The sequence below is a fragment of the Streptomyces sp. NPDC093591 genome, from assembly GCF_044764885.1.
Lineage (GTDB): Bacteria > Actinomycetota > Actinomycetes > Streptomycetales > Streptomycetaceae > Streptomyces.
The window spans coordinates 185,130-199,236 of sequence record NZ_JBIWIY010000002.1; the positions used below are offsets into that span (position 1 = coordinate 185,130).

11 protein-coding genes are annotated in these 14,107 nt (G+C 70.9%); 6 read left to right on the plus strand and 5 right to left on the minus strand.

The genetic code is table 11. The features are described 5' to 3' along the window. Nucleotides 1-2 precede the first annotated feature (2 nt). The 4 genes from ACIREI_RS04260 to ybaK all read left to right on the plus strand — a co-directional run bounded on the left by ACIREI_RS04260 (nt 3) and on the right by ybaK (nt 4,030). Complete coding sequence (locus ACIREI_RS04260) at nt 3-1,592, plus strand: oxidoreductase (RefSeq protein ID WP_403327193.1); 1,590 nt, start codon at nt 3-5, stop codon at nt 1,590-1,592. A 125-nt stretch (nt 1,593-1,717) separates the two neighbouring features. After that, nucleotides 1,718-2,764 (plus strand): hypothetical protein, encoded by a 1,047-nt coding sequence (locus tag ACIREI_RS04265; protein ID WP_403327194.1) that lies wholly within the window; start codon nt 1,718-1,720, stop codon nt 2,762-2,764. Nucleotides 2,765-2,775: 11 nt separating this feature from the next. Beyond that, nucleotides 2,776-3,513: an LON peptidase substrate-binding domain-containing protein gene (locus ACIREI_RS04270; protein WP_403327196.1), complete on the plus strand. Its 738-nt coding sequence runs from the start codon at nt 2,776-2,778 to the stop codon at nt 3,511-3,513. Between the two features lie 10 nt (nt 3,514-3,523). After that, complete coding sequence (gene ybaK / locus ACIREI_RS04275; protein ID WP_403327198.1) at nt 3,524-4,030, plus strand: Cys-tRNA(Pro) deacylase; 507 nt, start codon at nt 3,524-3,526, stop codon at nt 4,028-4,030. A 268-nt stretch (nt 4,031-4,298) separates the two neighbouring features. Here the strand turns inward: ybaK and ACIREI_RS04280 are convergent, their stop codons facing one another. The 4 genes from ACIREI_RS04280 to ACIREI_RS04295 all read right to left on the minus strand — a co-directional run bounded on the left by ACIREI_RS04280 (nt 4,299) and on the right by ACIREI_RS04295 (nt 8,405). Further along, the gene (locus ACIREI_RS04280) at nt 4,299-5,051 is read right to left on the minus strand and encodes an AAA family ATPase (protein WP_403327200.1); all 753 of its coding nucleotides are present in this window, start codon (nt 5,049-5,051) and stop codon (nt 4,299-4,301) included. 34 nt (nt 5,052-5,085) lie between these two features. Beyond that, on the minus strand, nt 5,086-5,910 hold the full coding sequence (locus ACIREI_RS04285) for an ABC transporter permease (protein ID WP_403327202.1): 825 nt from the start codon (nt 5,908-5,910) through the stop codon (nt 5,086-5,088). Nucleotides 5,911-5,998: 88 nt separating this feature from the next. Continuing rightward, nucleotides 5,999-6,973 carry an ABC transporter ATP-binding protein gene (locus ACIREI_RS04290; protein WP_403327204.1) on the minus strand — a complete coding sequence of 325 codons (975 nt, stop codon included), beginning with the start codon at nt 6,971-6,973 and terminating at the stop codon, nt 5,999-6,001. 211 nt (nt 6,974-7,184) lie between these two features. Next, nucleotides 7,185-8,405, minus strand: a complete 1,221-nt coding sequence (locus ACIREI_RS04295; RefSeq protein ID WP_403327206.1) for an NYN domain-containing protein — start codon at nt 8,403-8,405, stop codon at nt 7,185-7,187. Nucleotides 8,406-8,651: 246 nt separating this feature from the next. Between ACIREI_RS04295 and ACIREI_RS04300 the strand changes: the two genes are divergently transcribed. After that, nucleotides 8,652-8,816 carry a hypothetical protein gene (locus ACIREI_RS04300; RefSeq protein WP_302001396.1) on the plus strand — a complete coding sequence of 55 codons (165 nt, stop codon included), beginning with the start codon at nt 8,652-8,654 and terminating at the stop codon, nt 8,814-8,816. Nucleotides 8,817-8,920: 104 nt separating this feature from the next. On the opposite strand, the gene dnaE is transcribed toward ACIREI_RS04300, so the two are convergent. After that, entirely contained in the window at nt 8,921-12,460 is a 3,540-nt protein-coding gene (dnaE, locus tag ACIREI_RS04305; RefSeq protein WP_403327209.1) for a DNA polymerase III subunit alpha, read from the minus strand. A 227-nt stretch (nt 12,461-12,687) separates the two neighbouring features. On the opposite strand from dnaE, the gene ACIREI_RS04310 reads away from it, so the two are divergent. Then, a complete protein-coding gene (locus tag ACIREI_RS04310; protein WP_403327211.1) occupies nt 12,688-14,037 on the plus strand; it encodes a DUF2252 domain-containing protein in 1,350 nt (449 codons plus the stop codon). Nucleotides 14,038-14,107 lie beyond the last annotated feature (70 nt).

Consider the following 14,107-nt stretch of genomic DNA (forward strand, 5'->3'; position numbering starts at 1 on the left):
ACGTGACCGAAGGTGCCGGCCTCCGTGACGGAGACCTGCCGGACGACCTGCCCAACGACCTGACCGCCGCCGAACTCGGCATGTGGCAGGCCTTCCGCAACGGCAGCGTGTACGACCTGAGCAGCGGCGACACGGTCGTCGACGATCCGCACGGCGGGCATCCGTGGGGCGAGGAGCGGACCGTACGCGCGCGGATCATCTGCTGGCTGCTGCTGGACGGGCCGCCCGCCCTCGCGGGCCGGGTGTCGTCGCTGAAGCTCGTCGGCGTACGGATCAGTGACGCGATGGACCTCGCGGGCGGCACGGTGGTGCCGTACGTCGAGATGCGCGGCTGCCGCTTCGACCAGGAGATCCGGCTGCCGGAGGCCCGTTTCACGACCGTGCGGCTGGTGGACTGCGCGGTGCCGCGTCTGGAGGCGGCCCGGGTGCACACCGAGGGCGATCTGCATCTGCCGCGCTGCCGCTTCCAGGGCGGCATACGGCTCACCGACGCGCAGATCGGCACCGATCTGCTGCTCAACCAGGCGATCGTCTACCGCGACCGCAGCGGCCGCTCGATCGCCGCGGACGGCATCAGCGTCGGCCAGGACCTCCAGGCCGAGATGCTGGAGTCGCACGGCGAGCTGAGCCTGCGCGGCGCCAGCATCGGCGTGTCGCTGAGCCTGCGGGGCGCGCGGCTGGTCAACCCGTACACGCGGCTCGCGCTGAACGCCCCCCAGCTGACCGTCGGGCGCACCCTGTACCTGACCCCGGCGGGCGTCGGCAGTCCGCTGCTGAGCGGCCGTACACCCGCGCGCGGGACGCGCATCCAGCGCTTCGCCTGCCAGGGCGGTGTGCGACTGGACGACGGGCGGTTCGGGGACGCGGTGGACCTGGAGCGGGCCCGGTTCACCTTCTCGGACGAGCAGGAACTGTCGCTGCGCCGCATCCAGACGCCCGAACTGCGCTTCCTCGGGGAGCGGCCGGAGCGCGGCCGGGTGGTGCTGTCCGGGGCACGGGTCGTCAACCTGATGGACCGGGCGGACGCCTGGCCGGGCCCGGGACTGCTGCACATGGGCGGCTTCAGCTACGAGAACCTCGTGCCGCGCGGCCCGTTCCCGCTGGAGAGACGGCTGGAGTGGGTGGCCGCCGCGACCGCCGAGTACAACCCGGAGCCGTACGAACTGCTGGCCTCCGTGCTGCGCAACGGCGGTGAGGACGAGGACGCGCGCGAGGTGCTGCTCGCCAAGCAGCGCCGGCGCCGTGAGACGCTGCCGCCCGCGGCCAAGCTGTGGGGGTACGCGCAGGACTGGATGGTCGCCTACGGCTATCGGCCGGGCCGTGCCGCCGTGTGGATGGCGGTGTTGTGGGCGGCGAGTTCGGTGGCCTTCGCGCACGCCGACCCTCCACCGCTGAAGGGCGGCGAGCATCCGACCTGGAGTCCGTCCCTGTTCGCCCTCGACCTGCTGCTGCCGGTCATCGAACTGGGCCAGGTCGGGTTCTGGCACCTGAGCGGCGCCTGGCAGTGGCTGGCCGCGGTGATGATCCTGCTGGGCTGGATCCTGGCGACGACGGTGGCGGCGGGGGCGACACGCACACTGCGACGGAGCTGACCCGGCCGGGGTGGATGTCGGACACTTGTTGAACAGTTGACCTTTACCGGTTCTTGACCGATCCGTGTACAACTTTCCGCGGGTTGCCCGTTCCCTCTGGCGCGGGCACGACCGGCGGTCTTTCAATGGTCGACACCATGGCTCTGCCGCTCTCGTTCGGCCGCGCGTCCCGGCCGGCAAGGACCGTAGAACACCCCGCCGTCGGGCTCCCCGCCGACGCCGAGGTGCTCCTCGACGCGCCCGACGACCGCCTCGGACCCGCGCTGGTCGCGGCCGGGCGGGGCACGTACGAGACCGCCGCCGAGGTGCTCGCCAGCACCCGGCTGACGGCACAGTGGGAGTACCGCGACGGGTACGCGCTGCGCCTTGCCGCCTTCGCACGCTCGCGGCCCGAGTGGCTGGAGGCCTGGTGCGCGGCCGCCCCGAACGACCCGGACGCGCTGCTGGTCCGGGCCCAGCTGGCGGTGGACCGCGCCTGGCAGTCCCCTGCCCGGGCCGAGCTGCTGCGCGGGGTGAGCCCGCTGATCACCGCCGCCGCCCGGGCCGACGACCGCGACCCGGTGCCGTGGCGGATCGCCCTGGACCACGCGCGCGGCTCACGCGCCGGGCACACCTACTTCGGGGAACTGTGGGAGGCGGCCCTGCGCCGCGCCCCGCTCCACTACGGCTGCCATGTGGCCGCCCTGCGCTACCTCGCCTCGTCCTGGCACGGCTCCCACCGGGAGTGCCTCGACTTCGCCGACCGGGCCGCGCAGGACGCCCCGGCCGACTCCCTCGTACAGGCGCTGCCGACCCGGGCCGTCCTCAGCTACCTGAACGACGGCTGCGGTCCGGGCGTGCCGCCCGAGCGGCTGGACGCGGCGGCCGACCGGGCGATCGCGCTCTCCGCACGCTTCCCGGCCGCCGACCTCTGGCCGGCCGCGATCCGCAACAAGCTGACGTACGTCCTGGTACGGCTGGGCCGCTGGGCGGACGCCCTGGAGCAACTGCGCCTGATCGGCCCGTACGCCACCTCCTTCCCCTGGAGCCGGCACTCGGACGATCCGCTCGGCCGGTTCCTGGAGGTGCGCGACGAAGTCCGGCACCGGACGGCCTCCGCCCCTCCCCGGAGTGCGGGCGCCGGTCATCCACGGAGTGGGCACGCCGGACGCGTTCACTCCGGCGACCACTAGGCTTTGACGCCGTGACCGTCCGCCTTCCGCTCTTCCCCCTGAACTCGGTGCTGTTCCCGGGCCTCGTCCTGCCTCTGAACGTCTTCGAGGAGCGCTATCGCGCCATGATGCGCGACCTGCTGAAGACCCCCGAGGAGGAACCGCGCCGTTTCGCCGTCGTGGCGATCCGCGACGGCCACGAGGTGGCCCAGAGCGCGCCCGGCATGCCGGATCCCACGTCCGTCCCCGAGCGCGGCCCCGCGGCGGGCTTCGGCCCCGACCCGGTCAAGGCGTTCCACGGGGTGGGCTGTGTCGCCGACGCGGCGACGATCCGGGAGCGGGCCGACGGCACGTTCGAGGTGCTGGCGACGGGAACGACTCGCGTGCGCCTGCTCTCGGTGGACGCCTCGGGCCCGTTCCTGACGGCGGAGCTGGAGGAGCTGCCGGAGGAGCCGGGCGACGAGGCGGGAGCCCTCGCCGAAGGGGTGCTGCGCGCGTTCCGCCAGTACCAGAAACGCCTGGCGGGCGCCCGCGAACGCTCCCTGTCCAGCACGGCCGAACTGCCCGACCAGCCGTCGGTCGTCTCCTTCCTGGTGGCGGCCGCGATGATGCTGGACACCCCGACGAAGCAGCGCCTGCTCCAGGCTCCGGACACCGCGTCCCGCCTGCGCGACGAACTGAAACTCCTGCGCGCCGAGACCTCGATCATCCGTACTCTGCCGTCGCTGCCCGCGTCGGATCTGACGCGCGGCCCGACGAGTCTCAACTGAGCGGAACGACATGGCGAAGAAGTCGAAGAAGACCCAGCAACCGTCCGGCGGCACGCCCGCGACGGTCGCCCTCTCGGCAGCGGGCGTCGAGTACACCATCCACGCCTACGACCACGACCCCTCCCACCCGTCCTACGGCGAGGAGGCCGCGGAGGCGATGGGCGTCTCCCCCGACCGGGTCTTCAAGACCCTCGTGGCCGATGTGGACGGCACCCTCACCGTGGCCGTGGTCCCGGTCGCCGGCCAGCTGGACCTCAAGGCCCTGGCGTCGGCGGTCCGCGGCAAGCGCGCCGCGATGGCCGACCCGGCCCTGGCGGAACGCACCACGGGCTACGTGCGGGGCGGCATCTCCCCCCTGGGCCAGCGCAAGAAGCTCCCCACGGTGGTGGACGCCTCGGCCTCCACCCACCCCACGATCTGCGTCTCGGCCGGCCGCCGCGGCCTGGAGGTCGAACTCTCCCCCGAAGACCTGACCCACCTCACGAACGCGACCCTCGCCCCCATCGGACGCGCGTAACCCCTCGACGAACCCCGCCCCCTCGGTTAAGTACGAGGGACATGTCGAAGAAAACGCGGAAACGCAAGTGGCGCATCAAGAAGGGCCGCTCGAACCATGGCCGGCGCCCGGCGTAGAGCCGCCCCCTCCAGCCCGTCCGGCGTTTGAGGACAAGGCCCGTTCAGGGCCGGAGCGGGGGTCTGGGGGCCGCAGGCCCCCAGGGAGACCGGGTCGAAGGGGCAGCGCCCCTGGGGGATGGGACGGGTAGGGGCGGCGGGGGCGAGAAAACCTACGCCGGCGGCGCCCCGTACGGCCCCTGCGGAGCCCCCGACGGCTGCACCTGATACGGCTCCGCATCCCGAGGCCCGAACAACGCCGTCAACCCCAGATGCACCACCAACGCGGCCAACGGCCACGCCAGCCACGCCCCCTTGGCCCCCAGCTTCAGCGGCGCCGAGAACGTGACCCCCTTGCCCACTTCCTTCGCGTGGCCGATCACATCCTCCGTCGGCCCCAGCCACACCCCGACCCGCCAGGCCAGCAACGCCCCGAGAAACCCCCCGACGGCCAGCCCCACCACCAGCGGCACACCCCCACGCCGCCGCCAGACGAAGACGGCGACCGCACTCACCAGCCCGAACGCGAGCGCGAGCAGAGTGAACGTTCCGTCCACCCCGACCGCCTGCTCCCCCTCGGTGTCCTTGAAGTAGACGACCCAGCTCTTGTCGACGACGTCCCCGACCAGCGGCACACTCGGCGCCAGCCACCACCACAGCACCCCGAGCAGCGCTCCGAAGAGCGCCACCACGACCGCGACCACGGCGGCCTCTCGCACCTCGGTCTTCATCCCGGGACCGTCCTGTCCGTACGAGCCATATATGCCGTACGCGCCGTGAGAACCGTGGGGATCATGTGCCCCGGGAGGCGCACCGTACACGGCGTCGTACGGCCCGGAACCCGCGCGCCCGGCAGCGTGCTGCTGCCACGCGTGGTGGGACGACTGGTCACGGGGCGGCGGCGGAGGAGTCAGCGGAGCGGTCACCCTGCCATCGTGCCAGGCCGAACTGTGCGACGCGTCACCGGACGGCAGCCCGGCGGTACGCCCAGGTGGCGACGGCCAGCGAGACGACGCCGACCACCCCGCACACGGCGAGGTCACCCAGCACGAAGGCCCAGTCGGGGTGCGGCCCGAAGGTCCGCGCGAAGGCCTCCACGCCGTACGTCGACGGCAGCAGATCCCGCGCGAACCGCACCACCTCCGGCATCCGGTCGGCCGGCAGCACCCCCAGCAGCAGCGCCGCGGACATCCCCAACTGCCCGAGCAGCGTGGCCAGTTCGGGCCGCGGCGCGAGCAGTCCGAGCGCCGCCCCCAGCCCGGCGAGCGCGGCCCCGGCCAGCGGGATCACCGCGACGAGCACCCACAGATGCGCCACCGGCAACCCGAACAGCACGCACCCGAAGAGCGCCGTCACCACGGTCCCCGGCACGGTGAAGGACGCGTAGGCCCCCGCCGCCCCGAGCACCACCGCGGCGGGCGGCACCGGCAGCGTGGCGTAGTGGTCGAGCCCGCCGCTGGCCCGCAGCTGCCCGAAGTACTGCGCGAGCAGGTTCAGCGCGACGAAGGCCACGACGAGCACCGCCGACCCCGCCACGACGGCCTGCGCCTCGGCACCGCCGTCCACGACCCCGCGCATCAGGACCATGATCCCGATCGACTGGAAGGTCGCCACGAACAGCAGCGGAATGCGCGCGACCCGGGCACGGGACAGCTGCGCCCGGTACACGGCGCACAGCGACGGCCACAGCCGCGCCCGCGGCCCGAGCTCGGCCTCGGCCGGACGGGCCGTCTCGTCCACGGCCAGGGCGCTGCCCGGCAGAACCTCGGCGGGTACGACACTCACGTGGCGCTGCTCCCTTTCACACGGGGGATCACGGGGGAGGTGGCCCTGCTCCGTACGGATACGGATACGGCTACGACGGGCTGCGTACTCAAGCCTTCACCAGCCCCTGCTGCGCGGCCCCGCCCAACGCCAGGTACACGTCCTCCAGGCTGGGCGTGGCCAGCGTGAAGTCGTCCAGCGCGGCGAAGGCGGCCCCGCCGGTGACGGTGGCGACGACCGCGCGGGCCTCCTCGGGGGCGAGCCGCAGCGTCCAGCGCCGCCCGGACTCCACGACCCGGTCCTGCAGCGCGGCGACCTCGGGCACATCCAGCGGCGCCCGGTCCCGCCACAGCAGCTCGACCCGCACCTCGCCCGCGACCCGTTCCTTGAGCCCGGACGGCGTGTCGCAGGCGATGACACGCCCCCGGTCCAGCACGGCGACCCGGTCGAGCACGGTCTCGGCCTCGATGACGTTGTGGGTGACGAGCAGCACGGTCGTACCGTGCTCGGCCCGCCGCCGGTCCACGGCCGACCACACGGCCCGCCGCGCCACCGGGTCCATCGCGGTGGTCGGCTCGTCGAGCACGAGCAGCGGCCGCTCCCCCACCAGCGTGGCGGCGAAGCAGGCCAGCCGCCGCTGTCCGCCGGACAGCTTCTTGATCGGCCGCCCGGCGAGCGGCCCGAGGCCCAGCTCGTCGAGTACGGCGTCCCGCTCGGCCCGCGCCTGCCGCACATCCAGGCCGCGCAGCCGCCCGGTCGTCTCGGCGGCGAGGGACACGGTCAGCTCGTCCAGGGCGGTCGACTCCTGCCCGAGGTAGGCGAGGATGCGCGCGGCCCGCTCCGGGTGCCGCACGATGTCGTGCCCGAGGATCTCCACGCTGCCGGTGTCGGGCCGCATCAGCCCGGTGAGCTGTCGTACGAGGGTGGTCTTGCCGGCGCCGTTCGGGCCGAGCAGCCCGAAGATCTCGCCGCGCCGGATGTCCAGCCGTACGTCGTCGGTGGCGCGCACCTCGGGTGTGCCGGGCGTCCCGCGCCGCCCTCGTACGGCCGGATAGGTCTTGGTCAGCCCGCGCACGGCACACACGACATCCCCACTGTGCCGAAGTGCCTGTCCCGCGCGCGTACTCACAAGGGACGAGACTACGGGGTCCGGAACCCCGATCCGCCCTCGGGTCGGCCACTCGGCACAAACCGGCAGCTCGCCGCAGGAAATCCGCCGGTAACCCCAAATCCGCCGCAACGGCACTCAACGCCGACGACGCTCCCGGCGGCGCCGGGCTCATCGCGGCCCCGGGTCATTCACCCACAGGAGCGTGCTCCGCGGCCGTCCGCACATCGATCTCCCGCCAGAACCCGGCCCGGATCGCGTACCGGTCATGCTCGTCGATCTGGTCGTCCTTGTGCGCGAGCAACCCGAACCGAGCGGCGTACCGCAGCAGCTCCCCGTCGATCCGGTGCGGAATCCGCGGATACATCCCGGAGAGCTTCTGCAGATGGCTCTGCTCCCCCAGCCGCTCCATCCACCGCCGGGCGAAGACCTGCCCCACCTCGTACGGGTCGCCGCCGACCGTGGTGATGTCCTCCTCCCGGTCGGCCCATCGCTGCTCCGCCGTGGTCAGCTGCGCGAGCGTCGGCATGGAGGCGGCGTCGGGCGGCTCGGCCGCGACGCCCGGCCGGTCGACCCACCCCTTGTCGGAGGACCAGCGCAGCGTCGCACTCGCGGGGGGCTGGGCCGGCTGGACGCCGGGCGCGCGCAGGGCGGCGAGGTCCTTCGGCGTGGGCACGCCCTTGGGCGCCGGTACCCGCTCCTGCGTGCCGTTCTCCGAGGCGGTGGCCGCGGGGGCGTGCTCGCCCTCGTCGGCGGGCCGCTCGGCCCTCGCGCCGAGCGCGGAGTCGGGCAGCGGCGCCGACAGGATCGCGGCGATCTCGGGCCGGGGCACGGGCGGCGGCGCGCAGACGCCGGTGAGCTCCTTGGCGCGTACGGCCTTGGTGATCCACGTACGGTCGAGCACGCGCCGCTCGTCGGCCTCGGCTACCAGGTCCTCGGACTGGTTGTAGTCACCGTCGGCGGCCTGCACCGCCCACAGGTGTACGGCGACGCCGTGCTCCTTGGCGGCCATCATGCCCGGCAGCAGATCGCCGTCGCCGGTCACCAGCACCACGTCCGAGCAGGCGCGGTTGCGGGCCAGCTCGGTGAGCTCGGCGTGCATCGCGGCGTCCACACCCTTCTGGGCCCAGCGGCCGTCACTGCGGGTCAGGGCGCCCAGCCGGACGGTGACCCGGGGCATCACGCGCAGCCTGCGGTGCTCGGGCTGCGGGACACGGTCGGGGGCGCCGTCGAACCAGTAGATGCGCAGCAGGGGCTGCTGTGTGTCGGACTCGGCGCGTTCGCGCAGCCCCTGGATGAGGGCGGTGTGGTCGACGGTGATCCGGGACCGGGAGGGCTCCCCGGCGAGGAGGCTCGCGGCGGCCCCCAGCAGATACCCGGCGTCCACCAGGACGATGCAGCGGTCCACGCGACTCACCCTCTTCCTGGGAGGTTTGCTTCGGGGCTTCCTTCGAGTCTGCCCGACCGCGCGGGGGTTAACGGGGCGAACTCGATCTTCGGCGTGGCGTTTCGGGGCATCGTCGCCGCGGCGCGCCAGGCCTCACGCCCCGACAACCCCCGTTACACACGGTAATTATCCGAAATGCAGGCTTTGTCAGCCTATGTGAATCTGGTCCCGGCCCTGGCCCCTAGATCCCCCACAGGAGGCATCACCATGGCCAAGAACAAGAAGCAGGACCGCAAGCAGCCGCAGTCCGAGCGTGGTCAGCAGCAGGCCCAGCAGTCCTCGATGGAGACGCAGGCCGAGCAGCGCATCACCCAGGCGACGCCGGGCGACATGGCCCGCAAGGGCCGGCAGAAGCGCTTCGGCCACAACTGACATCTGCATAACGGGTTGTTGAGACCCGGGCACATGAAGAGAGGCGCACCCCGCACGGGGTGCGCCCCTCTCACGCTTCCGACGCCGAGGCGCGCGGCGAGGGCTCAGCCCGCCAGACAGGACGGGCCGAGCAGCACCTTCAGGTCACCGAACAGCGCCGGATCGGGCTTCACCCGGTGCCGGTCCAGCCGCAGCACCGTCGTCTTGGTCGGGCCCTGGAGCTTGATGCGGACCTCGCTGTCGCCCTTGTGGTGGCTGAGGATCTCGCCGAGGCGGTTGACCATCGGCGGGGTGACCCTGGTGGCCGGGATGGTGAGGATCACGGGCGCGTTGGTGCCCGCGTTGGACAGGTCGGGCACCTGGAGTTCCATCGCGACCAGGCGAGGCACGTCCTCGCGCTTGTCGAGGCGGCCTTTGACGAACACGACGGCGTCCTCGACGAGTTGGGTCGAGACGAGCTGGTACGTCGCCGGGAAGAACATGCACTCGATGGAACCGGCGAGGTCCTCGACCGTGGCGATCGCCCAGGCGTTGCCCTGCTTGGTCATCTTGCGCTGGAGGCCGGAGATGATGCCGCCGATGGTCACCACCGCGCCGTCGGCGTGCTCACCGCCCGTCAACTGGGCGATACCGGCGTCCGCCTTGTCGGACAGGACGTGTTCCAGACCGAAGAGCGGGTGGTCGGAGACGTACAGACCGAGCATCTCCCGCTCCTGGGCGAGCAGATAGGTCTTGTCCCACTCCTCGTCGGTGAACTGCACGTCGAGTCCGAAGCCGGGCTCGTCGCTCTCCTCCTCGCCCATGCCGCCGAAGAGGTCGAACTGGCCCTCGGCCTCCTTGCGCTTGACCGCGACCACGTTGTCGATCATCGGCTCGAAGTGCGCGGTGAGGCCCTTGCGGGTGTGCCCGAGGGTGTCGAAGGCGCCCGCCTTGATCAGCGACTCCGTGGTGCGCTTGTTGCAGGCGACCGCCTCGACCTTGTCGAGATAGTCGGGGAAGGAGGCGTACTTGCCCTTGGCCTTGCGGCTCTTGATGATCGACTCGACCACGTTCGTGCCCACGTTGCGCACGGCCTCGAGGCCGAAGAGGATCACGTCGTCACCCTGGGCGGCGAAGTTGTGCACCGACTCGTTGACGTTCGGCGGGAGCACCTTGATGCCCATGCGGCGGCACTCGTTGAGGTAGACCGCCGACTTGTCCTTGTCGTCCTTGACGGAGGTCAGCAGCGCAGCCATGTACTCGGCGGGGTGGTTCGCCTTGAGGTAGGCGGTCCAGTACGAGACCAGGCCGTACGCGGCGGAGTGCGCCTTGTTGAACGCGTAGCCGGCGAACGGGACCAGCACGTCCCACAGGGCCTGGATGGCCTCGTCGCTGTAGCCCTTCTTGCGGGCGCCGTCCTGGAAGAGGACGAAGTTCTTCGCCAGTTCCTCGGGCTTCTTCTTGCCCATCACGCGGCGCAGGATGTCGGCCTCGCCGAGCGAGTAGCCGGCGATGATCTGGGCGGCCTTCTGCACCTGCTCCTGGTAGACGATCAGGCCGTAGGTGACGTCCAGGACCTCCCTGAGGGGCTCTTCGAGCTCCTTGTGGATGGGCGTGATCTCCTGGAGCTTGTTCTTGCGCAGCGCGTAGTTGGTGTGCGAGTCCATGCCCATCGGACCCGGGCGGTACAGGGCGGAGACGGCGGAGATGTCCTCGAAGTTGTCGGGCTTCATCAGGCGCAGCAGCGAGCGCATGGGACCGCCGTCGAACTGGAAGACGCCGAGGGTCTCGCCGCGCTGGAGCAGTTCGAAGGTCGTCGGGTCGTCCAGCGGGAGGCTCAGCAGCTCCAGGTCGATGCCCTTGTTGGACTTCACCATCTTGACGGCGTCGTCCATGATCGTCAGGTTGCGCAGGCCGAGGAAGTCCATCTTCAGCAGGCCGAGCGACTCACAGCTCGGGTAGTCCCACTGCGTGATGGTCACGCCGTCGGTGTGCCTCACCCAGACGGGCACGTGCTCGGTGATGGTCTCGCTGGACATGATCACGCCGGCGGCGTGCACGCCCATCTGCCGGACCAGGCCCTCGACGCCCTTCGCGGTGTCGATGACCTTCTTCACGTCCGGCTCGTTCTCGTACATCGACCGGATCTCGCCCGCCTCGCTGTAGCGGGGGTGCGAGGGGTCGGTGATGCCGTTGAGGTCGATGCCCTTGCCGAGGACGTCGGCGGGCATGGCCTTGGTGAGGCGGTCGCCCATGGCGTACGGGTAGCCCAGCACGCGCGCGGAGTCCTTGATCGCGTTCTTCGCCTTGATCTTGCCGTAGGTGCCGATCATGGCGACCTTGTCGGCGCCGTACTTCTCCGTCACGTACCGGATCACCTCGACGCGCCGACGCTCGTCGAAGTCGATGTCGACATCGGGCATCGAGATGCGCTCGGGGTTGAGGAACCGCTCGAAGATCAGGCCGTGCGGGATGGGGTCGAGGTCGGTGATGCCCATGGCGTACGCGACGATCGAACCGGCCGCGGAGCCTCGGCCGGGGCCGACCGCGATGCCGTTGTTCTTGGCCCACATGATGAAGTCGGCGACGACGAGGAAGTAGCCGGGGAAGCCCATCGAGATGATGACGTCCATCTCGTAGTCGGCCTGCTTCTGGCGGTCCTCGGGGATGCCGCCGGGGAAGCGGCGCTCCATGCCGCGGCGGACCTCCTCCTTGAACCAGGTGACCTCGGTGTAGCCGTCGGGGATGTCGAACTTCGGCATGAGGTTCTTGGCCTCGAACATGCCGGTGGTGTCGACCATCTCGGCGACCAGGAGCGTGTTGGCGCAGCCCTCCTGCCAGGCGTCCGAGGAGTCGATGGCGTACATCTCGTCCGTGGACTTCAGGTAGTAGCCGGTGCCGTCGAACTTGAAGCGGTCCGGGTCGGAGAGGTTCTTGCCGGTCTGGATGCACAGCAGGGCGTCGTGCGCGGTCGCCTCGTGCGCGTAGGTGTAGTGCGAGTCGTTGGTGACCAGCGGGGGGATGCCGAGCTTCCTGCCGATCTCCAGCAGGCCGTCACGGACCCGGTGCTCGATGTCGATGCCGTGGTCCATCAGCTCCAGGAAGTAGCGGTCCTTGCCGAAGATGTCCTGGTAGTCGGCGGCGGCCTTCAGCGCCTCTTCCTCCTGCCCCAGCCGCAGCCGGGTCTGGACCTCGCCGGAGGGGCAGCCGGTGGAGGCGACGATCCCCTCGGACCACTGGGAGATCGTCTCCTTGTCCATGCGGGGCCACTTCTGCAGCCAGCCCTCGGCGTAGGCGTCGGAGGAGAGCCGGAAGAGGTTGTGCAGGCCCGTCTTGTTCACGGCCCACATCGTCTTGTGGGTGTAACCACCCGAACCGGAGACGTCGTCCCGCTTCTGGTGCGGCTGGCCCCACTGGATCTTGCGCTTGTTGCGCCGGGACTCGGGGGCGACATACGCCTCGATCCCGATGATCGGGGTGACTCCGGCCTTCTTCGCGGAGTGGAAGAAGTCGTACGCCCCGTGGAGGTTGCCGTGGTCGGACATGGCGATGTGCGTCATGCCCATCTCGTTGCAGGCGTTGAACATGTCCTTGAGCCGCGCGGCACCGTCCAGCAGCGAGTACTGGGTGTGGACGTGCAGGTGCGTGAACGGCGGCTTTGACACGGTTTCGGCCTCCAAGGCAAACGGGCGTCGACAAGATCAGGACGTGATCCCGACGGGCTGCGGACAGTCTGGGGGACAGCGTCGAAGTCTATGCCTCGGGACTGACACCCGAGGGTCTCCCCCGCGTACCTTCACAGCGAGGGTCGCGGGCACTTCCGGGTGCCCTCACCCGTTGGAGACGACAGAAACGCTGTCGTACACGTTCATGCACCAGGAGGCACCCAGCGATGTCGGTCCCCCAGCTCAACGGCGAGCAGCGCGGCGACGAGATCCTCGCCGTCTTCGACACCGCCTTCGGCGAGCTCCTGGCCGCCGACCCAGCCGCGTTCCGCGTGAAGTTCCGGAAGATGGCGGCCTCGGCGTTCGCCTTCTACCGCGGCACGGCGTGCCTCTTCTACCACGACCTGGACGCCGAGAACGCCGGGCGGGGCGGCGGGAAGATATACAGCGGACCGTACCTGGACGAGCGCACCTCGCGCGTGTGGATCCACGGCGACCTGCACGCCGAGAACTTCGGCACGTACATGGACGCCAACGGCCGGCTGATCTTCAACGTCAACGACTTCGACGAGGCGTACGTCGGCCCCTTCACATGGGACCTCAAGCGCTTCGCCGCCTCGGTCGCCCTCATCGGGTACGCCAAGGCGCTCAGCGACGAGCAGATCACCGAGCTGGTGCAGATCTACGCGGGCGCGTACCGCGAGCGTGTGCACGCGCTGGCCACCGGCGCCAAGAGCGACGAGGTCCCGCCGTTCACGCTGGACACCGCCCAGGGCCCGCTCCTGGACGCGCTTCGCGACGCCCGCGCGCTGACCCGCTTCGGGCTGCTGGACTCGATGACCGAGATCCGGGACTTCGAGCGCCGCTTCGCTGCGGGCGGCGGCTCGATCGAGCTGGACGCAGCCACGCGCTACAAGGTGCTCGCGGCCTTCGACGGCTATCTGGAGACGCTGCCGGACTCCTCGCTGGCCCGACCGGACTCGTACCGGGTGAAGGACGTGGTGGGCCGGCGCGGCATCGGCATCGGATCGGCCGGCCTGCCGTCGTACAACATCCTTCTGGAGGGCCACAGCGACGCCCTGGAGAACGATGTCGTGATCTACATCAAGCAGGCCCAGACCCCGGCCGTCTCCCGCCACGTCACCGACCCTGCGATCCGCGAGTACTTCCAGCACGAGGGTCACCGCACGGTGATCTCCCAGCGCGCCCTGCAGGCGCACGCCGACCCGTGGCTGGGCTGGACCGAGCTGGACGGCGCGGGCCAGCTGGTCGCCGAGGTCTCGCCGTACGCCGTGGACCTGGACTGGGGCGACATCGACGACCCGGAGGAGATCACGGCGGTCGTCGCCGACCTCGGCCGGGCCACGGCCACGATGCACGCGGCGGCGGACGACACCTCCGGCGAGTCCCTGGTGCCGTTCTCCACCGAGCGGGCCATCGACGCGGCGATCGCGGCCGACGAGGACGGCTTCGCGGACCTCCTGGCCGACTTCGCGCACGACTACGGCGCACGCGCGCGTGCCGACCACCAGATCTTCGTGGACCTGTTCCGCAACGGCCGGATTCCGGGTCTGTGACGGAAAGGCCGCGCACCGGCGCTCACCGGCCACTCACAGGCACCCTTTAAGGGTCTCTTACAGGCCTACG

What these genes read in the sequence shown, in the direction of transcription:
- ACIREI_RS04265 (WP_403327194.1), top strand. Translation starts at nt 1,718, where the DNA reads ATGGTCGACACCATGGCTCTGCCGCTCTCGTTCGGCCGCGCGTCCCGG.
- ybaK (WP_403327198.1), top strand. Translation starts at nt 3,524, where the DNA reads ATGGCGAAGAAGTCGAAGAAGACCCAGCAACCGTCCGGCGGCACGCCC.
- ACIREI_RS04310 (WP_403327211.1), top strand. Translation starts at nt 12,688, where the DNA reads ATGTCGGTCCCCCAGCTCAACGGCGAGCAGCGCGGCGACGAGATCCTC.
- ACIREI_RS04300 (WP_302001396.1), top strand. Translation starts at nt 8,652, where the DNA reads ATGGCCAAGAACAAGAAGCAGGACCGCAAGCAGCCGCAGTCCGAGCGT.